The following is a 19,888-nucleotide window of genomic DNA, read 5'->3' on the forward strand; positions in this document are numbered from 1 at the left end:
CACATGAGACCTCCTCTTTAATATATTAATATATATTCATATATTAATATATAGTGTCCTTGTCTAAGTGTCAATGATATATAGTAAATAAGTTTAAAAATGATACTAAGTGGTATTAATAAACTATGAAATGAATTGAAGGAGGAAATAAGTTTATGAGTATATTAGTTATTGGTGCTAATGGTGGCGTAGGTTCTAAATTGGTTAACCAATTAAAAGAAGATCAAGTTGATTTTACAGCCGGTGTTCGTAAAGAAGAACAAGAAAGTGCGTTAAAAGATCAAGGTGTTAATGCCATTTTAATAGATGTAGAAAAAGATAGTATTGATGATTTAACTGAGAAATTCAAAGGCTTTGATAAAGTTATTTTCTCAGTTGGTTCAGGTGGTAGCACAGGTGCTGATAAAACAATCATTGTTGATTTAGATGGTGCAGTGAAAACGATTGAAGCAAGTAAAAAAGCAAATGTTAAACATTATGTAATGGTTTCTACTTACGATTCACGTCGTGAAGCATTTGATGCAAGTGGAGATTTAAAACCTTATACAATTGCAAAACACTATGCAGATAATCATTTAAGAAATTCTGGACTAACTTATACAATCGTTCATCCAGGTGGTTTAGAAGATAAATCAGGTACTGGTGAAATTAAAGCTGACTTGTATTTTGATGAAGGAAGTACAATTCCACGCGAAGATGTGGCTTCTGTATTAAAACACGTAGCGACTTCTGAAAATAAATTTGAAAATAAAGAATTTCAAATTCTTTCAGGGCATCAATCTATTCAAGAAGCATTATCTCGTTTTGAGTAGTTAAGTTAGATAATTAATTACAAATGAAAAGTTCTGTGTTAGAGTAGGACAGTGAGTTTTAAAACTTGCTGTTCTATTCTTTTTTATTAATATATATAATTTCTATTAAATTAATAATGAAATTGATATAATAAACATATGAGTGAAAATTTTTGTTTAACGATAGAAGCGAAACAGCTTTCATATAGAATTAGTTATCTGATATATTAAAAGCTTAAATAGATAGTAATTTAAAGATAAAGTGGGTCATCAATTGTTCTAATTATACATAATCATTTAAATACGATATTTCACTTTAAAATAAAGAGAGAAGCAATAACCGTGTTTTAGGAGGTGCAATCATGCCATTATTTTTAAAGCCTATTTTCTTTGAAAAAATATGGGGCGGTAATAAGTTAAATCAATTTAATTACGACATACCAAGTGAACAAACTGGAGAATGCTGGGGTATTTCTGCACATCCGAATGGAAAAAATATGATTGAAAATGGTCAGTATGCTGGTCAAACATTAGATCAAGTATGGAATGATCATAGAGAATTATTTGGAGACTTTCCAAGTAAAGATTTCCCTTTATTATGTAAAATAGTGGATGCAAGACATCCTCTATCTATTCACGTTCATCCTGACGACTCGTATGCATATGAATTTGAAAATGGTCAATATGGTAAGTCTGAATGTTGGTATATTATTGATGCAGAAGAAGACGCTGAAATTATACTCGGTACTTCTGCTGATTCAAAAGAAACATTTGAGAATAAGATAAAAGAAGACGCGGTGTTGGATGCAGTAGAAAGAATCAAAGTTAAACCAGGTGAGTTTTATTTTATACCAGCTGGAATGCTTCATTCTATAGGTTCTGGCGTTTTAGTATATGAAACAATGCAATCATCTGATATTTCATATAGAGTATATGATTATGAACGTAATCGAACTGATGGATCATCATTAGAAGTTAGCAAAGCATTAGACGTGATTCAATTTACTGCAAATGCACCTACTATAGTACCTGAAACTACAATTGTAGAAAATCATAAACGTAGCCAAATTGTATCTAATGACTTTTTTACAATGGTTAAATGGGAAATAAGTGGAACGCTTAATTATATGAAGCCTCGTGAATTTTGTCTTATTTCTGTATTAGAAGGTCGTGGACAAGTGATTACAGATGGTGAAATCTTTAAGCTAGAAAAGGGATCTAATTTTATTTTAACTTCTGAAGATTTAGATAGCGTATTTGAAGGAGAGTTCACTCTAATTATAAGTTATATTTAGTTAATCAATTTAATTTATAAGCAGACGTGTTGGAATAATTTCTATATCTAGCATGATTTTCTTGTGTGATAGCTGAATCTAGAAGTTTTTTATCTTCCGCTTCCTGTTAATCGGAAATCTAATAATGTTTAAATAATGAGATAGTATATTTTAATAGTGAAATGGAATTTTGTGAGGATTCATATGATTCTATTTCACTTTTTTGAATTTAAAAAGTGATTTAATAATACGTCAACTCTATTAAAAAAATATGATAAAATAAAAAAAACGAAATCTTATAGACTATTCATATATTTAAATTTAAGCGATCTAAAAATGACTAATAGGTGCTAAAATTAATATTAATATATACATGAATAAAGATGCTAAATTTAAAATAAGTAAGAAGGAGATTCTAGATGGCAGAAGAAGTAAATTACTTTTGGTTAAATTGTGGATATACAAGATGGAACCATAATGAACCATTAGTTGGACAAACAACTTTATTTGAGTCTGGAGCACAGTTCAATCCTACTCAGGGTTTTCGAGCGTTCAAAAAAGCTAAAATTGGCGATCAAGTGATTTTTTATCAAGTACAAACAGATACTGGATTATTAGGAATTGGGGAAATTATTAGTGTTCAAACAGGAGCACAAAATAAAATTAGAGTTGAATTTAAATTTAATGAAGAGTTAAAGCCTTTAACTACTGACTATTTAAAACGTAGTGAAGTGCTAGATTATCGAATGAATAATATGCGAGAAACGTTAATAAATCAACTCACAAAAGAGGAGTTTCAATTAATCGTTGAGTTAGGAAAAGGTAACATTCAATTACCTCGATATTTCTTTTTATCTGAAACTGAAAAATTTGAACCTGATACCCATTATACGATTTTTACACATACTTATAATGGAATTAAACGGAATGGTTATCATTTTTATAACCAATTAGAAGTAGGGGATAATTTAATATTTTATGATAAGAATAGTAATCAATCGGTCGTAGGAATTGGTGAAGTATCTCGTCATATTCATGAAAAACCTCCAATTCCTGGTCGTACTAATAGTACTGCAATTGAGATTTATTATGAAAAGAATATCACTCCTGTTACATTAGGAGCACTAAATAAACATCCTAAATTAAAGAACTTATACTTTTTACAAGAAAATGCTAAGCAAGCAATAGCAAGTATGAGTCAAGCACAATACGATGCTATTATAGACATGAGTGAAAATGATGGGATTAGAACACCATTTGAGACTATTAAAAAACCAGGATTCAATACGGATCATGATGAGACCATTAAACCTTTTATTTTACTCGTTGTAGATAAACGTGAAGAAGGTTTGAAAGCAGCCAATAATCTTTTACAAAAAACGAATGCTAATCCAGTTATTACTAGTGGTCACCCTGACTTTAGTGAAGATATGTTATATGGCAAATATCTACCTAATGAGACAGGTGCTTTATATTATAGAGAAGGTTTTATTACACAACTTATGCCTAAAAATGACAAAAGTTACTTAGTGATTGATAACTTTAATAGACTTGATCCAGATATATTTCAAACTTATATTAATGTTTTAGAAGGGTACGAAGTTACATTACCTAGATATAATAAAGACGGTAACATGATTACTTGGTCTCGTGAAAAAAATTCTTTTTATCATTTTAATCCTAATTGGCATATTATTGGCGTAACATACGAAAAGTTAGAAGATATCAAAAATAAATATTCACAACAATTTTTAAAATATACACGTATTGTAAAAGTGAACCATGATGCATAATGTCAAACAAGTTAGATAAAAACAGCATAATGTATAATTAGTTAAAGTGGATATAGAATTTGAAATAAATTCTATATCCACTTTTTCTGTGTTTAATGAGTCCTTGTAAAAGGAATATATTAAATAGGTTAAAAAGGAAGGTGACGGAACATGCCAATCGTTTATTACGATGGAAATTGTGTGTATTGTTATAATTATTGTATTTGGCTAATACAACATGGTTTACCTAAAAATTATGAGTTTGCGACTTTAAAAGGAGAGGCGGGACAACATTTATTTAAACAACATCCCGAAGCTAAAAATAAAAATAGTGTGATACTACAAGAAGGAGATCGTTTATATTACGAGACTACTGCAGTAGCAAAATTAATCACAACATTAAGTAGTAAAAAATGGTTAGGCATACTACTTAGAGTAATGCCATTACCAATAAGAAATTTAGGTTATCGACTGTTTGCTAATAATAGAGATAAAATGTGGAAAACACATTGGCATAAACCAAACGCATATGAAAAATCATTCTTTATTGATGATGATAGACAATAAATGAGAAAACTATTTTTTAATTGATAATATCTATATATTTTGATTATATATTATAAAGCTTTTGATAATGATTCTATATATTTATTCATAAGTATTAATGTTTTTTAATTGCGTGTGTAAAATGACTTTACAGATTATAATTATTATAATATAATTATGATTGTAAAAGAGAGACTTGACTGTATAAAAGTACAAAAAAGGAGAGATTCGATGACTCAACAAGATGTAGTAAAAGAATTAAATCAACAAGTAGCAAACTGGACAGTAGCATATACAAAATTACACAACTTCCATTGGTATGTTAAAGGTCCTAATTTCTTCTCATTACATGAAAAATTTGAAGAATTATACAATGAAGCTAGTCAATATGTAGACGATTTAGCAGAACGTATTTTAGCAATTGGAGGTAACCCAGTAGCAACATTAAAAGAAAGTTTAGAACTTTCAATTGTAAAAGAAGCAGAAACACATTACACTGCTGAAGAAATGGTTAAAGCTTTCTCTGAAGATTTAACTCAAATTTCTAAACAACTTGGAAAAGCAATTGAAGTTGCAGGAGAAGCAGGAGACGATGTTTCAGAAGATATGTTTATTGGCATGCAAACATCAGTAGATAAACATAATTGGATGTTTAAATCTTATTTAGTTTAAATATTCTATTTTAAAAAGAGCCATTGTGGACGATAAAACGTCTACAATGGCTCTTTTAACTTTTAATATTAACATTGATAAGTGATTATTCAGCGATTTCTAAAGCAATTTCCATCATTTGAGTAAATGATGTTTGACGTTCTTCAGCTGATGTAGCTTCATCTCTTAAGATATGATCACTTACAGTAAAAATACCTAATGCTTTTTTACCAGCATGAATTGCATTTAAATATAAGCCAGCTGATTCCATTTCAATACCTAAGATACCCATGTTCTTCCAACTATCGTTAAAATGTTTATCGGCATTATAAAACGTATCTGATGATAAAATATTTCCAACATGTGTAACTGCTCCGATATCATCAGCAACTTGTTTAGCTTTAGTAATTAACTCAAAATCTGCAATTGGAGCAAAGTGACCAGGAATATTAAATTGATCTACATAATTTGAATTAGTTGAAGCAGCTTGAGCAATAATGACATCATATAAATTCACATTCTCTTGTAATGCACCACATGAACCAATTCGAATAATTGTATCAACATCAAAGAAATTATAAAGCTCATACGAATAAATTCCAATACTTGGAATACCCATACCTGAACCCATTACTGAGATTTCTTTACCTTTATATGTGCCAGTGTATCCAAACATATTACGTACTTCATTAAATTGCTCAACATTTTCTAAAAAGTTATCAGCAATATATTTTGCACGTAATGGATCCCCAGGCATTAATACTGTTTTAGCAATTTTAGTTCCATTAGGTTGAATATGAGGTGTACCGTTTGTCATGAATATCTTCTCCTTAACATTTTTATTCAAAATAAAGATAACATTTGTTTAAAATTTTTGCGAATTTTTGTACTATATAAATGAGAGAAACATATAAATTATGTTAATACAGTTGGCTTTCGAGCAATACATTGGAGGAAATTTTTATGGAATATTCAAAATATATTGATCATACACTTTTAAAACCGGAATCAACACGTCAACAGATTGATAAAATTATTTCTGAAGCTAAGGCGTATCATTTTAAATCGATTTGCGTTAATCCAACCCACGTTAAGTATGCTTCTGAACAGCTTGTGAATTCTGATGTGCTTGTATGTACAGTGATTGGGTTCCCACTTGGAGCTACAACAACCGCTACAAAGATTTTTGAAACAGAAGATGCGATTAAAAATGGCGCGTCAGAAATTGATATGGTTATCAATATAGGCGCACTTAAAGATGGAAGATATGAAGACGTTCAAAAAGATATCGAAGGCGTAGTTGGCGCAGCTAATGGAAAAATAGTGAAAGTTATTATTGAAACTGTTCTTTTAACAGACGATGAAAAAGTGAAAGCAAGTGAACTAGCAAAAGCTGCTGGTGCAGATTTCGTTAAAACATCAACTGGCTTTGCTGGGGGAGGCGCTACACCAGAAGATGTGAAATTAATGAAAGACACTGTGGGAGACGAATTAGAGGTTAAAGCTTCAGGTGGCGTACGTAATTTAGAAGATTTCAATAAAATGATTGACGCAGGCGCTACACGTATAGGTGCGAGTGCTGGTGTCCAAATTATTCAAGGTTTAGAGTCAGATTCTGATTATTAATCATGCAGTTGATGTAACAGCATACAGATACAACAGCTTATTTTGAGAGGAGTTCAGAATGATGAGAATGATAGATATTATTGAAAAGAAACGCGATGGAAAATCATTATCTAAAGAGGAAATTGAATTCTTTATCAAAGGCTACACGGAAGGAGATATCCCAGATTATCAAGCCTCAAGTTTAGCTATGGCGATTTTCTTCCAAGATATGAATGAAGAAGAACGTGCAGCTTTAACTATGGCAATGGTTAATTCAGGTGATGTTATTGATTTATCAAAAGTCAATGGTATTAAAGTAGATAAACACTCAACTGGTGGCGTTGGAGATACGACGACATTAGTGTTGGCACCATTAGTAGCTGCAGTGGGAGTGCCAGTTGCCAAAATGAGTGGCCGTGGTTTAGGACATACGGGTGGTACGATTGATAAATTAGAATCTATTGATGGGTTTCATGTTGAAATCTCTGAAGCGGACTTCATTAAACTTGTTAATGAAGATCAAGTTGCAGTGATTGGACAAACAGGCAATTTAACACCTGCAGATAAGAAACTATACGCATTAAGAGATGTTACAGGAACAGTTAACTCTATTCCTCTAATCGCATCATCTATCATGAGTAAGAAAATTGCCGCGGGTGCTGATGCAATCGTCCTAGATGTTAAAACTGGAAATGGTGCATTCATGAAAACATTAGAAGATGCCGAGGCTTTAGCACATGCTATGGTTAGCATAGGAAATAATGTTGGTAGAAATACAATGGCTATTATTTCAGATATGAGCCAACCACTTGGTCGTGCGATTGGGAATGCTTTAGAATTAAAAGAAGCGATTGATACATTAAATGGTCAAGGACCTGAAGATTTAACTGAATTAGTATTAACGCTTGGTTCACAAATGGTCGTACTTGCTGAAAGAGCAAGTACACTTGAAGAGGCGCGTCAATTGCTCAATGAAGCCATTGAAAATGGCTCAGCATTAGATAAATTCAAAACATTTTTAGAAAATCAAGGTGGCGATGCTTCAGTTGTCGATTCACCGGAGTTATTACCGACTGCCGAATATCAAATTGATTATAAAGCAAAATCAAGTGGTGTAGTTTCAGAGCTTATTGCTAATGAAATTGGCGTTGCTTCAATGATGTTAGGTGCGGGAAGACAAACGAAAGAAGATGACATAGATTTAAGTGTTGGCATTGTGTTGAATAAGAAAGTAGGAGACAACGTCAATGAAGGAGAGTCTTTATTAACGATTCACAGTAATCGTGAAAATGTTGATGATGTAATTAAGAAACTTGACGAAAGTATCGAAATTAAAGCGCAAGCAAAAACACCAACATTAATTCATAAAATAATTACAGAGTAGGAGTGTTAAATATGACGACACCATTTAAAAGAGTACATTTAATTGTCATGGATTCAGTAGGTATTGGTGAAGCACCTGATGCTGCAGCTTTTAATGATGAAGGTTCACACACATTAAAACACACGTTAGAAGGTTTTAACCAATCATTACCTAATTTAGAAAAATTAGGATTAGGTAATATTGAAGATTTGCCAGTAGTCAATAAAGTTGAACAACCAGGTGCTTTTTATACTAAATTAAGTGAAGCTTCTGTTGGAAAAGATACGATGACAGGACATTGGGAAATTATGGGACTAAATATCATGCAACCATTTAAAGTTTATCCAAATGGATTTCCTGACGAATTAATTCAAGAGATTGAAGAAATGACAGGTCGAAAAGTTGTAGCAAATAAACCTGCTTCAGGTACTGCAATTATTGATGAATTAGGCGAACATCAAATGAAAACAGGGGATTTAATTGTTTATACTAGTGCAGACCCAGTACTTCAAATTGCTGCACATGAAGATATTATCCCACTTGAAGAATTGTATGATATTTGCGAAAAGGTTCGTGAATTAACTAAGGATCCTAAGTACTTAATTGGCCGTGTTATTGCACGTCCATATGTTGGTGAACCAGGAAACTTTACTCGTACATCTAATCGTCATGATTATGCTTTAAAACCATTTGGTAAAACTGTTATGAATACATTAAAAGATAGTGATTATGATGTTATTGCTATTGGTAAAATCAATGACATCTATGATGGCGAAGGTGTAACTGAAGCCATTCGTACAAAAAATAATATGGATGGAATGGATAAGTTAATAGAAGTTGTCAAAAAAGACTTTAATGGATTAAGTTTCTTAAATCTTGTTGATTTTGATGCTTTATATGGTCATCGTCGTGATAAAGAAGGTTATGCACAAGCCATTAAAGATTTTGACGAACGCTTACCAGAATTAATTGATAATTTACAAGAAGATGATTTAGTGATTATTACTGCTGATCATGGTAATGATCCAATTGCAGAGGGAACAGATCATACTAGAGAATATATTCCAGTGCTTATGTTTAGCCCTAAAATAGATGCATACCATGAATTATCAGGAGATACAACATTTAGTTCTATTGGTGCAACAATTGCAGATAATTTCAATGTTGAATTGCCAAAATACGGAAAAAGTTATTTAAAAGAAATGGGAGTTGAATAATTATGAAAATAATGAGATATTTGTTAGGTTTAGCATTTGGAACAGCAGGAATACTACATTTTACAAAGGAACGTCAATTTAGATCGATTGTACCGGAGTATTTACCATTACGAAAAACAGCAGTTTTAGTGACAGGCGTATTTGAAATGTTCTTTGGAGTTATGTTATTAGCTAAAAAACCTGCGGATTGGTTGAAAAAAGGTATTAATGCATTTTTACTTGCGGTTTTTCCAGGAAACATTTACATGGCAAGAAAGCAATTACCATTAGGAAATAAATCTATTCCTAAGTGGGCATTATACTTAAGATTACCACTTCAATTCATTTTAATAGCTATTGTAAAAAAATTATAATAAAACTTAAATAAACAATACCCTACCTAAAGCATTTAGGTAGGGTATTGTTTATTTAATTATTAATTATTTGCCTTCACCAAAAATGTCGTCCCATTGATTACGCTTATCTAAGAATTCTTTTGCGAGTGCTTTAGCACCTTCAAGAGAATGACTAGCAGCCCAACCGCATTGAACTTCATTGCAAGCAGGAACTTCTGTAGCTTCTAACACATCATTTAAAGTTTTTTCAATAATATTTAATACATCTTCATAATCATCGTGATCAATAAATGAAACATAAAAACCAGTTTGACAACCCATAGGACTTAAATCTACAACTTTATCAGAATGATTTCTAATATTTTCAGCCATTAAATGTTCTAATGAATGTAGCGCTGGCATATCCATATGCGCTTTATTTGGTTGTTTAAAACGTAAATCATATTTTTTGATAACGTCTCCATTAATCCCTTCCATTGTGCCTGCTAAGCGAATATATGGTGCAACTACTTTTGTATGGTCAAGATTAAAACTTTCAACGTTCATTTTAGTCATATTTATTTCCTCCTATAAATACATTGCTTGAATAATATGATTGTAACAAGAGTGCTAATCATTTACAATTTTCTTAATCAAGTAATTCAAATGCTTATTGTAAGAAAATTTTGTAAATTCAAATGAATGTGATGACAATCTATAGTAAATCCGATAAAATAAGTAATAATTAAATTTAAAGATACATCAAGAAATGGATTGACTTGATGTCTAAATAAATATGGATATTAATATTCGTGTATAAAAGGAGTATAGATTGATGAGTAGTAAACAAGAGATATTAGACTATATAGAGAATAAAAAGTACGATTATGTCGAAATAAGCCATCGTATACACGAGCGTCCTGAGTTAGGCAATGAAGAGATATTTGCATCAAGAACATTGATTGATCAATTAAGAGCAAATGATTTTGAGATAGAAACGGATATTGCCGGACATGCTACTGGGTTCATTGCAACTTACCAGTCTGAAAAAGAAGGACCAACTATAGGATATTTAGCTGAATATGATGCTTTACCTGGTTTAGGTCATGCATGTGGCCACAATATCATTGGGACAGCAAGTGTATTAGCAGGAATAGCACTTAAACAAGTCATCGATCATGTTGGTGGAAAAGTAGTTGTATTAGGATGTCCTGCCGAAGAAGGTGGAGAAAATGGAAGTGCAAAAGCTTCATATGTAAAAGCCGGTGTGATTGATGATATTGACATTGCACTTATGATTCATCCTGGAAATGAAACATATCCAACGATAAATACATTAGCCGTTGATGTGCTTGATATTAAATTTTATGGTAAAAGCGCCCACGCTTCAGAAAATGCGGATGAGGCTTTAAATGCATTAGATGCGATGATTTCTTATTTCAATGGTGTAGCTCAATTACGTCAACATATTAAGAAAAGTCATCGTGTACACGGTGTAATTTTAGATGGAGGTAAAGCTGCTAATATTATACCTGATTATACACATGCGAGATTTTATACACGTGCCACTACTAGAAAAGAACTTGATATTTTAACAGAACGTGTTAATCAAATTGCAAGAGGTGCAGCCATCCAAACGGGTTGTGACTATGAATTTGGTCCTATTCAAAATGGTGTAAATGAATTTATAAAAACACCTAAACTAGACGAATTATTTGAAAAATACGCCATAGAAGTTGGCGAAGAAGTAAGTTATGATGATTTTGGTTTTGGTTCGACAGATACAGGAAATGTTAGTCATATAGTTCCTACGATTCATCCACATGTTAAAATTGGTTCAAGAAATTTAGTAGGTCATACACACCGTTTTAGAGAAGCAGCTGCAAGTGTTCATGGTGATCAAGCTTTGATTCGAGGCGCAAAAATTATTGCTCTTATGGGACTAGAATTAATTGAAAATAAAAAACTATTTGATGAGGTTGTAGAGCAACATTCTCAAATAAAGGGGTAAATAAATGAAAAATGAATATAGTGTTCCAAAGTTAACGTTAAGTGATTTGTATAATGAAAATATTGTATATAATTCAAGGCCTTCTTATGCATTGAATCCTTGGCTCACAACAGAAGAGCATCAGTCTAATTTTTTGACTGGTCGTGAAATGATTATCGCTAAGGATATGCCGATTGTTGTACACGAAGCGAGTATTACAGATAAGTTACAACAACTATTTGATTTTATTGGTAAAAAAATACCAAAGCATCTTTATACATTTAGAGATCGTGAAACGTATGAACGCTTGTTACAAGAGATTATCAATAAAGAAGGGAAAAAAATATATTTTCAATATATCGAAAACAATGACATAGTAGATGACGAAGCGTATGCCATTGATAAAGACGTTTTTGTAGCTTTAAATAATAAATCACGTATTCCTGAATGGACAAATCATAAATATTTACCAGACCGTGAAATTGTGTCAATTAGAGATTTCAAAGGTCGTATCAAAGATTGGGATTATCCTTTTGTAATTAAGCCAGGAGATGAATTACCAACTGCAGGTGGTTATGGCGTAATGATTTGCTATAACGACGAAGACTTAGAAAAAGCAACTCAACGAATATTTGAAGCGGCCCATGCTACCGATAATTTAATCATTGAACAAAAAATAGAAGCAGTTAAAAATTATTGTGTCCAATTTGCATATTCTAAAGAAATAGGTATCACCTATCTAGGTACTGCCCATCAAATTACTGATAAATATGGTCTATACGCAGGAAATGAAAATGTGCATGATGTTCCAGAAAAAGTGATTCAAGCTGGTCGTGAAATTATGCAAAATGGAGTGAACTTAGGCTTTATTGGTGTGGCAGGATTTGATTTATTATTAGATGAAAATGATAATGTATTTGCTATAGATTTGAATTTTAGACAAAATGGTTCGACAAGCATGCTACTATTACAAGATGAATTAAATCCTAACTATCAAAAATTTTATAGTTATTTTTCAAGAGGAGATAATACTCGTTTCTTCAATGTTATTTTAAAATATGTTAAACAAGGCGTGCTTTATCCTCTTTCGTATTATGACGGTGATTGGTTTGGTAAAGATGAAGTGAATTCTCGCTTTGGATGTATATGGAATGCTGATTCTAAAGAAGAAGTTGAACAATTAGAACAAGCATTTATTAGTGAACTTGATGATACTAATTAAGTTAGAGTATAGGTTAAATTAATTATAAAAAAAAATATGGATGTTTGACGTTAATTTTAATATAATTTAACATTTAATTAGTATATTAAGAGAGAGGGTTTGTAATGGAATATAAGCATAATGACTATTTCAAAGAGATATTAATTAATGAAGTCATTATTTTGGCTAGTAAAAATAAAAAATTAATTCGTATTCATCATGAAGATGGTGATTACACAGGAATGTGGACGAATGAAGACATCGCAAAAGAGTATTTAAATCACTCAGACATTCAATTTGATCGACTATTAAATATTGATATTGATACGTTCGTTACGTATGATATGGATGAATTGTTTGATGAAAGTGATAAAATTTTAATCAATACTTCAAGTAAAGAAGAGGGACATATTGTCAAAGTTGTAGACATGATGAATGAACTCATGTCTGAATTAGACAAAATTCGTCTTAAAGAATTTGCAAAAGATATTTCAAAAGAAAATCATGTTTTTGGCTTAACACGTAAAGGGGAAAAAAGATTTATTCTTATTAGTGATAAAGAAAATCAAAAACCTAATATTATGCCTGTATGGAGTATTAAAAATCGGGCACGAAAAGTTCGTGATAAAGATTTTGAAGAATGTGATTTAATCGAAATTGAAGGTAGTGTATTTAGTGAATGGCTTGATAAATTAAGAGATAATGATCAAGCTGTCGCAGTAGACTTAAAACCTGGAGTCGTAGGCACCATTGTTTCTCCACAAAAAGTATCTAATGAATTATCATTTTAAATCAAATCCCAATAGGTTTCTTTTTTAAGAAATCTATTGGGATTTTTATGTTAATGTTTTTAGTTTGAATTAGCTTAAATGAAGGACACCGATTGCACCTGAAAATGCACCATTTTCAATATAAAAAGGATGACATCCTCGTAAAACAGTATAATCCTCAATAACTTTTCGTAGTAAGGGATTATTATTAAAAGAAGACCCAATATAAACAACATTTTTTGTTTGACATTCACGAGCTACTGTAATCGCCATCGTTGTAATCACTTCGCCAACGACACCCACGACAGATGCTAATTTATCTGAGTTAGTAAAATGTTCATTCATATTATTTAGTACATTGCCAAAGTTTGCAGCAGTGAGTTCACCAGGAATAGGCGGTTCAGAATCTTTATATATATGTTTAACTTTTAAATCGATAATATCTCTATTTCCAGATTGAGCGAGATTTGTAAGTGTTTCATAATCAGATATTTCAGTCAATAAATAACCTAAACCTCGAATCATTCCGCCACCCGTACCAATTCCGCCTACACGTTCTTGATGGTGACCATTATAATAGTGTAAAGATGTACCAGTACCTATGTTTGCAAATATGTATTGATTAATATGATGGCCTTGCTCCTTAAGTAAAATACCTAATCCCTTTGAAGCAGCATCAAATTCAACAAATATTTGGGATGATTGTTTGATGTTTTCAGCAATAACGCCTGCGTTACCACCTGTTAAATTGATTTTTTCGAATTCATTTTGGTTTAACCATTGAATGACTTTATTTATATCTGTTGTTAATTCAGTTGACAATGTACGGTGTGTATCATCTTCCATTGCTATTTTAATTAATGTACCGCCGGCATCGATACCTACTCTCATTTTTTTCACCTCTAAAATTAATATATGACATGTTAATACTATAATAATTTTGACGAATTGCAATTATTTTACAATATTATAAAATAAATAGTAAATATTAGAGTAAATAGATTATTTTATAAGATTTAAAGGTTATATATGATATTATTAAAACAACTTTGAGATATAGGGGTTAATTTTATGAGTATAGTAAAGCAATTTGAAAATATTACAATTCAGGAATTTGAAGAACAATATCGCGATGATGTCTTAAACTTTGAATTAAGCGAACGACAACAAATTTATTCATCATTACCTAAATCTGTATTAGAAGATGCTTTAAAAGATGAAAATCGAGTAGCTAATATTGCCATTAATGAAAATGGAGATGTAGTAGGATTCTTCATACTTCATCAGTATTATCAACATGAAGGATATGATACACCTGAGCATGTCGTTTATGTTCGATCATTGTCTATTAATGAAAAATTTCAAGGACAAGGCTATGGTACAACTATGATGATGTATTTACCTCAATATGTTCAACTATTATTTCCAGATTTCAATCATTTATATTTAGTTGTTGATACTGAAAATGAAGGGGCATGGAATGTATATGAACGTGCTGGATTCATGCATACTGCTACTAAAGAAGAAGGACCCATCGGTAAAGAACGTTTATACTATTTAGATTTGGATTCTAAACATGTATCGTCATTGAAATTAGTTGAGAATAAAAATTCAAATATTGCAATGTATCAAATTATTGATTTATTAAAAGATGATCAAAAAGTTGGATTTATTGCACTCGAACATCTAGATACTCATCTAAACATCGCTGCAATAGAAGTCTATAAAGATCAAAGAAAAGAGGGGATTGCTGGGAGTGCTTTAAGACAACTTCCTACATATGTACGTAAACATTTTAAAGAAATAAGAAGTATAGGTATTACATTATTTGGGGAAAATAATGAACTTAAGCCATTATGTATTAGTAGCGGCTTTGTTGAGACAGATCAATCAGATGACTTAGTTATTTTCAAAAAATATATTAATTACTAATTGAATAGCAATTGCGAAATCATAAAATGTCATTTATAATTTATCTTTGTTACTATTAATAAAAGCAATGTAAAGATAATAAAATCCTTTGAAAGGAAGTTTAGTTATAATGAAAATTCAAGATTATACTAAAGAAATGGTTGATGAAAAATCATTTATCGATATGGCTTATACTTTATTACACGATAAAGGGTCAACAATGAATCTCTATGATATTATTGACGAATTTAAAAGTCTCGGTAATTATGAATATGATGAAATTGAAAATCGTATTGTACAATTTTATACTGACTTAAATACAGATGGACGTTTCTTAAATGTTGGTGAAAATCAATGGGGATTACGTGATTGGTATTCAGTAGATGATATTGAAGAAAAAATTGCACCAACAATTCAAAAATTTGATATTCTTGATGACGATGATGAAGAAGATGAAAATCTTAAGTTACTTGGTGAGGATGAAATGGATGATGATGATGATATTCCAGCTCAAACGGATGACCAAGAAACATTAGATAATGCTGATGATGATGAAGAAGATATTGACGGTTCAGATATCGTTATTGAAGAAGATGAAGATGATGACATCGCTGAAGGTGAAGAAGAAGCATTTGAAGACGCAGAAGATTTTAATGACTAAATATTAGTTTTAATTGACTTTTGAATGAAAAATGTTAAAATTTTATTCGGGCTCCTTTAATTAGGACACGTGTATAAATGTTATACGCTCCCCTTACAAATTTGTGAGAGGGAGCGATTTTTTTATTTTTAGGAAATGTTTAAATTTTGTAGAGATAGAGTAAGGAAGCAACCCTTAATAAATTAGGAGGTCAGACAATGACAAAATTTATCTTTGTAACCGGCGGAGTAGTTTCATCTTTAGGTAAAGGTATTACAGCCGCTTCTCTAGGAAGATTGTTAAAAGACAGAGGACTTAAAGTAACAATTCAAAAATTTGATCCATATTTAAATGTTGATCCTGGTACAATGAGTCCTTATCAACATGGAGAGGTATTTGTTACAGATGATGGCGCTGAAACTGACTTGGACTTAGGACATTATGAACGTTTTATAGATATCAATTTAAATAAATATTCGAATGTCACTGCAGGTAAAGTATATTCACATGTGCTAAAAAAAGAACGTCGTGGAGATTATTTAGGTGGAACAGTTCAAGTGATTCCACACATTACAAATGAAATTAAAGAACGCTTATTATTAGCTGGAGAAAGTACAAATGCGGATGTGGTCATTACCGAAATAGGCGGTACAACAGGTGATATTGAATCTCTTCCATTTATTGAAGCTATTCGCCAAATTAGAAGTGACCTTGGCCGTGAGAATGTTATGTATGTTCATTGTACATTACTTCCATACATTAAAGCAGCTGGAGAAATGAAAACTAAACCAACACAACATAGTGTAAAAGAATTACGTGGTTTAGGTATTCAACCTGATTTAATTGTTGTTCGAACAGAATATGAAATGACTCAAGATTTAAAAGATAAAATTGCTTTATTCTGTGATATAGATAAAGAAAGTGTTATTGAATGTAGAGATGCATCGTCATTATATGAAATCCCATTACAATTAAGTGCTCAAAATATGGACGATATTGTAATTAAACGCTTAGATTTAGATGCTAAATACGATACACAATTAGATGAATGGCAATATTTATTAGATACCGTTAATTCATTAGATGGTACGATTACTATTGGCTTAGTTGGTAAATATGTAAGTTTACAAGATGCATACTTGTCAGTGGTGGAATCACTAAAACATGCAGGTTATCCATTGAAAAAAGATGTTGTAGTAAAATGGATTGATTCAAGTGAAGTGACAGACGAAAATGTAGAGAGTTATTTAAGTGATGTTGATGGAATTTTAGTTCCTGGTGGCTTTGGTTTTAGAGCAAGTGAAGGTAAAATTTCAGCTATCAAATATGCAAGGGAAAATAATATACCTTATTTTGGTATTTGCTTAGGAATGCAATTAGCAACTGTCGAATTTGCAAGAAATGTTGTAGGACTTAAAGATGCTCATTCAGCAGAACTTGATCCAAATACACCATATCCAATTATTGATTTGTTACCTGAACAAAAAGATATCGAAGATTTAGGTGGCACATTACGTTTAGGTCTTTATCCATGTACTATTAAAGATCATACTTTGGCACATGACATTTATAATGAAACAAATATTGAAGAGCGTCATCGTCATCGTTATGAATTTAATAATGCTTATAGAGAACAATTAGAAGATAAAGGAATGGTCTTTTCTGGTACTAGTCCAGATGGTCGTTTAGTGGAAATGGTAGAAATTCCAGAAAATGATTTCTTCATTGCTTGTCAATTCCATCCGGAATTCTTATCTAGACCTAATAGACCACAGCCAATTTTCAAAGCTTTTGTAGAAGCTGCTTATAAACACCAACAAAATTAAAATATCAAAATAGAAGCGGAATAGACTTTAAAAGTAGTCTATTCCGCTTCATTTATATCAATTTATATAGAAGATAAAGGTTGTACATGTTAGGCGCTAATGATTATAAAGTTAATTTATAATTCCAAGTCTCTAGTCATTTCAATCATTTGTGTATATATATCATAGTAAATGTAATTAAACGCCATTGTATGAGGTTGTACAATTTTATCGTAATCCTCAGTATATACAATCGGACGCGGAGTTGATAAGTTTACAAAATGCATAAGATGTTCAGGGAAATCTTCTTGTTTAGGACGATTGCATACTAATACAAAATCAATATCTTTGTCTATTAATTGTTGAACATCTTGAGCAACCTCCTTAGTATAAAAAGGAGAGAATAAAAATACACGATCAGTTGTGTCTAAATCATTTAAACTGTTTAATTCACTCAATTTTTTACTAGAATTTAATTTTTCATCACTTTCTAATATAAAAGTTTCAAAAAATTTTAAATCTCCATAACCATTAATATATACATATCCTTCTCCACCAATAGCTTGGATTAAACATTGAGCAGCCATTTGTATGTCTAACGCTTGGTCTTCTAAACGATTAAATATACCCGTTAATTGTGTTTGTAGTATCTTTGACATGATTATCCTCCATTTCATTAGTATTGTAATGAAATATAATATTTTATGCAATGAAGCTTCAAAAGTTATCAATTATTTTTAAATTAAGCATGCAATAAAAAATATTATCTGCTATAATAATTTTTGAAAATTTATGTAATTGGATACAAGGAGGAACTTTCATGCCATTAGTTTCAATGAAAGAAATGTTAATCGATGCGAAAGAAAATGGTTATGCGGTTGGTCAATACAACTTAAATAACTTAGAATTTACACAAGCTATTTTAGAAGCTTCTCAAGAAGAGAACGCGCCAGTGATCTTAGGTGTTTCCGAAGGTGCTGCACGTTATATGAGTGGTTTTTATACAGTAGTTAAAATGGTAGAAGGTTTAATGCATGATTTAAACATTACTATACCAGTAGCTATCCACCTAGATCATGGTTCAAGTTTTGAAAAATGTAAAGAAGCTATTGATGCTGGATTTACTTCAGTAATGATTGATGCTTCACATAGTCCATTTGAAGAAAATATTGAAATTACTTCTAAAGTAGTAGAATATGCACATCAACATGGCGTGTCAGTTGAAGCTGAATTAGGAACAGTGGGTGGACAAGAAGATGATGTTGTAGGCGGTATCATCTATGCTGATCCTAAAGAATGTCAAGAATTAGTCGAAAGAACTGGTATTGATACTTTAGCACCAGCATTAGGTTCAGTACATGGTCCTTATAAAGGCGAACCTAAATTAGGCTTCAAAGAAATGGAAGAAATTGGTGCATCAACTGGATTACCACTTGTTTTACATGGTGGTACAGGTATTCCAACTAAAGATATTCAAAAAGCAATCCCTTATGGTACTGCAAAAATTAATGTAAATACTGAAAATCAAATTGCTTCAGCTAAAGCTGTTAGAGATGTATTGAACAATGATAAAGAAGTTTACGATCCTCGCAAATACTTAGGTCCAGCACGTGAAGCTATTAAAGAAACAGTAAAAGGCAAAATTAGAGAGTTTGGTACGTCTAATCGCGCTAAATAAAATAATTATTATTAAAGGTTAAGGCAACCTGAACTGTCAGCAAAGTGTTCGCTTTGTTGACAGTTTTTTTATTTTATACAAAAATTTTACGATATATTATTAAAGTATTTGTATAAAGTTAGTCATGCTGAATGTTAATCAATTACTGACTCATGATTTATAAAAAATAAATTATCTCTTTTTAAAATTTATGAAAAAACAGAATTAAATAATTGTTTAAATTGATTTATAATAGTGTTATCAATCCGTTATATGAAATATTAGATTTTTGGATATTAATATTATAATTGCTAAGTTTTTTTAAAAGTTAGTATTTTACAAATAAATAATATATAATTTATAATGCGAATTATGTATAAT

The 19,888-nt window shown here is 31.2% G+C and carries 20 protein-coding genes; 16 read left to right on the plus strand and 4 right to left on the minus strand.

The features are described 5' to 3' along the window. Nucleotides 1–155 precede the first annotated feature (155 nt). From MHI13_RS03620 to MHI13_RS03640, 5 genes are all read left to right on the plus strand, one after another. On the plus strand, nt 156–812 hold the full coding sequence (locus MHI13_RS03620) for an NAD(P)-binding oxidoreductase (protein ID WP_002448697.1): 657 nt from the start codon (nt 156–158) through the stop codon (nt 810–812). A 341-nt stretch (nt 813–1,153) separates the two neighbouring features. After that, on the plus strand, nt 1,154–2,086 hold the full coding sequence (locus MHI13_RS03625; protein ID WP_017176087.1) for a type I phosphomannose isomerase catalytic subunit: 933 nt from the start codon (nt 1,154–1,156) through the stop codon (nt 2,084–2,086). Between the two features lie 398 nt (nt 2,087–2,484). Continuing rightward, on the plus strand, nt 2,485–3,858 hold the full coding sequence (locus tag MHI13_RS03630) for an EVE domain-containing protein (RefSeq protein WP_049382646.1): 1,374 nt from the start codon (nt 2,485–2,487) through the stop codon (nt 3,856–3,858). Nucleotides 3,859–4,008: 150 nt separating this feature from the next. After that, a complete protein-coding gene (locus MHI13_RS03635) occupies nt 4,009–4,404 on the plus strand; it encodes a thiol-disulfide oxidoreductase DCC family protein (protein WP_019835530.1) in 396 nt (131 codons plus the stop codon). Between the two features lie 210 nt (nt 4,405–4,614). Continuing rightward, nucleotides 4,615–5,055 carry a Dps family protein gene (locus MHI13_RS03640; RefSeq protein ID WP_017176090.1) on the plus strand — a complete coding sequence of 147 codons (441 nt, stop codon included), beginning with the start codon at nt 4,615–4,617 and terminating at the stop codon, nt 5,053–5,055. Between the two features lie 85 nt (nt 5,056–5,140). On the opposite strand, the gene deoD is transcribed toward MHI13_RS03640, so the two are convergent. Next, the gene (deoD, locus tag MHI13_RS03645; RefSeq protein WP_017176091.1) at nt 5,141–5,851 is read right to left on the minus strand and encodes a purine-nucleoside phosphorylase; all 711 of its coding nucleotides are present in this window, start codon (nt 5,849–5,851) and stop codon (nt 5,141–5,143) included. 146 nt (nt 5,852–5,997) lie between these two features. On the opposite strand from deoD, the gene deoC reads away from it, so the two are divergent. The 4 genes from deoC to MHI13_RS03665 all read left to right on the plus strand — a co-directional run bounded on the left by deoC (nt 5,998) and on the right by MHI13_RS03665 (nt 9,572). Beyond that, a complete protein-coding gene (deoC, locus tag MHI13_RS03650) occupies nt 5,998–6,660 on the plus strand; it encodes a deoxyribose-phosphate aldolase (RefSeq protein WP_017176092.1) in 663 nt (220 codons plus the stop codon). A gap of 61 nt (nt 6,661–6,721) precedes the next feature. Continuing rightward, entirely contained in the window at nt 6,722–8,023 is a 1,302-nt protein-coding gene (locus tag MHI13_RS03655) for a pyrimidine-nucleoside phosphorylase (RefSeq protein ID WP_017176093.1), read from the plus strand. Between the two features lie 11 nt (nt 8,024–8,034). Continuing rightward, nucleotides 8,035–9,219 carry a phosphopentomutase gene (deoB, locus tag MHI13_RS03660; RefSeq protein WP_019835529.1) on the plus strand — a complete coding sequence of 395 codons (1,185 nt, stop codon included), beginning with the start codon at nt 8,035–8,037 and terminating at the stop codon, nt 9,217–9,219. A gap of 2 nt (nt 9,220–9,221) precedes the next feature. Next, a complete protein-coding gene (locus MHI13_RS03665; protein ID WP_017176095.1) occupies nt 9,222–9,572 on the plus strand; it encodes a DoxX family protein in 351 nt (116 codons plus the stop codon). A 66-nt stretch (nt 9,573–9,638) separates the two neighbouring features. On the opposite strand, the gene MHI13_RS03670 is transcribed toward MHI13_RS03665, so the two are convergent. Beyond that, on the minus strand, nt 9,639–10,109 hold the full coding sequence (locus MHI13_RS03670; RefSeq protein WP_049419941.1) for an S-ribosylhomocysteine lyase: 471 nt from the start codon (nt 10,107–10,109) through the stop codon (nt 9,639–9,641). A gap of 259 nt (nt 10,110–10,368) precedes the next feature. Here MHI13_RS03670 and MHI13_RS03675 point away from each other — a divergent pair, with 259 nt between their 5' ends. From MHI13_RS03675 to MHI13_RS03685, 3 genes are all read left to right on the plus strand, one after another. After that, entirely contained in the window at nt 10,369–11,544 is a 1,176-nt protein-coding gene (locus MHI13_RS03675) for a M20 family metallopeptidase (protein WP_017175111.1), read from the plus strand. Nucleotides 11,545–11,548: 4 nt separating this feature from the next. After that, nucleotides 11,549–12,745, plus strand: coding sequence for an L-aspartate--L-methionine ligase LdmS (ldmS, locus tag MHI13_RS03680; protein WP_037541099.1), 1,197 nt, complete (start codon nt 11,549–11,551; stop codon nt 12,743–12,745). Between the two features lie 104 nt (nt 12,746–12,849). Next, nucleotides 12,850–13,515 (plus strand): DUF2750 domain-containing protein, encoded by a 666-nt coding sequence (locus MHI13_RS03685; protein WP_017175113.1) that lies wholly within the window; start codon nt 12,850–12,852, stop codon nt 13,513–13,515. A gap of 69 nt (nt 13,516–13,584) precedes the next feature. Here the strand turns inward: MHI13_RS03685 and coaW are convergent, their stop codons facing one another. Further along, the gene (gene coaW / locus MHI13_RS03690; RefSeq protein WP_017175114.1) at nt 13,585–14,385 is read right to left on the minus strand and encodes a type II pantothenate kinase; all 801 of its coding nucleotides are present in this window, start codon (nt 14,383–14,385) and stop codon (nt 13,585–13,587) included. 180 nt (nt 14,386–14,565) lie between these two features. Here coaW and MHI13_RS03695 point away from each other — a divergent pair, with 180 nt between their 5' ends. From MHI13_RS03695 to MHI13_RS03705, 3 genes are all read left to right on the plus strand, one after another. Continuing rightward, nucleotides 14,566–15,426 (plus strand): GNAT family N-acetyltransferase, encoded by an 861-nt coding sequence (locus MHI13_RS03695; RefSeq protein ID WP_049414157.1) that lies wholly within the window; start codon nt 14,566–14,568, stop codon nt 15,424–15,426. A gap of 109 nt (nt 15,427–15,535) precedes the next feature. Beyond that, nucleotides 15,536–16,066, plus strand: a complete 531-nt coding sequence (gene rpoE, locus MHI13_RS03700; protein WP_049414159.1) for a DNA-directed RNA polymerase subunit delta — start codon at nt 15,536–15,538, stop codon at nt 16,064–16,066. Nucleotides 16,067–16,263: 197 nt separating this feature from the next. Continuing rightward, entirely contained in the window at nt 16,264–17,871 is a 1,608-nt protein-coding gene (locus tag MHI13_RS03705) for a CTP synthase (RefSeq protein WP_019835603.1), read from the plus strand. 116 nt (nt 17,872–17,987) lie between these two features. On the opposite strand, the gene MHI13_RS03710 is transcribed toward MHI13_RS03705, so the two are convergent. Further along, nucleotides 17,988–18,509, minus strand: a complete 522-nt coding sequence (locus MHI13_RS03710) for a DUF2529 domain-containing protein (protein WP_019835604.1) — start codon at nt 18,507–18,509, stop codon at nt 17,988–17,990. Nucleotides 18,510–18,670: 161 nt separating this feature from the next. Between MHI13_RS03710 and fdaB the strand changes: the two genes are divergently transcribed. Beyond that, nucleotides 18,671–19,528, plus strand: a complete 858-nt coding sequence (gene fdaB, locus MHI13_RS03715; RefSeq protein ID WP_002448638.1) for a class IIb fructose-bisphosphate aldolase FdaB — start codon at nt 18,671–18,673, stop codon at nt 19,526–19,528. Nucleotides 19,529–19,888: the final 360 nt, after the last annotated feature.

The organism is Staphylococcus sp. FSL K6-0223 (assembly GCF_038008285.1).

Excerpts from the sequence above, each read along its gene's own strand:
- MHI13_RS03620 (WP_002448697.1), top strand. The coding sequence starts at position 156 with ATGAGTATATTAGTTATTGGTGCTAATGGTGGCGTAGGTTCTAAATTG.
- MHI13_RS03625 (WP_017176087.1), top strand. The coding sequence starts at position 1,154 with ATGCCATTATTTTTAAAGCCTATTTTCTTTGAAAAAATATGGGGCGGT.
- MHI13_RS03630 (WP_049382646.1), top strand. The coding sequence starts at position 2,485 with ATGGCAGAAGAAGTAAATTACTTTTGGTTAAATTGTGGATATACAAGA.
- MHI13_RS03635 (WP_019835530.1), top strand. The coding sequence starts at position 4,009 with ATGCCAATCGTTTATTACGATGGAAATTGTGTGTATTGTTATAATTAT.
- MHI13_RS03640 (WP_017176090.1), top strand. The coding sequence starts at position 4,615 with ATGACTCAACAAGATGTAGTAAAAGAATTAAATCAACAAGTAGCAAAC.
- deoD (WP_017176091.1), bottom strand. The coding sequence starts at position 5,851 with ATGACAAACGGTACACCTCATATTCAACCTAATGGAACTAAAATTGCT.
- deoC (WP_017176092.1), top strand. The coding sequence starts at position 5,998 with ATGGAATATTCAAAATATATTGATCATACACTTTTAAAACCGGAATCA.
- MHI13_RS03655 (WP_017176093.1), top strand. The coding sequence starts at position 6,722 with ATGAGAATGATAGATATTATTGAAAAGAAACGCGATGGAAAATCATTA.
- deoB (WP_019835529.1), top strand. The coding sequence starts at position 8,035 with ATGACGACACCATTTAAAAGAGTACATTTAATTGTCATGGATTCAGTA.
- MHI13_RS03665 (WP_017176095.1), top strand. The coding sequence starts at position 9,222 with ATGAAAATAATGAGATATTTGTTAGGTTTAGCATTTGGAACAGCAGGA.
- MHI13_RS03670 (WP_049419941.1), bottom strand. The coding sequence starts at position 10,109 with ATGACTAAAATGAACGTTGAAAGTTTTAATCTTGACCATACAAAAGTA.
- MHI13_RS03675 (WP_017175111.1), top strand. The coding sequence starts at position 10,369 with ATGAGTAGTAAACAAGAGATATTAGACTATATAGAGAATAAAAAGTAC.
- ldmS (WP_037541099.1), top strand. The coding sequence starts at position 11,549 with ATGAAAAATGAATATAGTGTTCCAAAGTTAACGTTAAGTGATTTGTAT.
- MHI13_RS03685 (WP_017175113.1), top strand. The coding sequence starts at position 12,850 with ATGGAATATAAGCATAATGACTATTTCAAAGAGATATTAATTAATGAA.
- coaW (WP_017175114.1), bottom strand. The coding sequence starts at position 14,385 with ATGAGAGTAGGTATCGATGCCGGCGGTACATTAATTAAAATAGCAATG.
- MHI13_RS03695 (WP_049414157.1), top strand. The coding sequence starts at position 14,566 with ATGAGTATAGTAAAGCAATTTGAAAATATTACAATTCAGGAATTTGAA.
- rpoE (WP_049414159.1), top strand. The coding sequence starts at position 15,536 with ATGAAAATTCAAGATTATACTAAAGAAATGGTTGATGAAAAATCATTT.
- MHI13_RS03705 (WP_019835603.1), top strand. The coding sequence starts at position 16,264 with ATGACAAAATTTATCTTTGTAACCGGCGGAGTAGTTTCATCTTTAGGT.
- MHI13_RS03710 (WP_019835604.1), bottom strand. The coding sequence starts at position 18,509 with ATGTCAAAGATACTACAAACACAATTAACGGGTATATTTAATCGTTTA.
- fdaB (WP_002448638.1), top strand. The coding sequence starts at position 18,671 with ATGCCATTAGTTTCAATGAAAGAAATGTTAATCGATGCGAAAGAAAAT.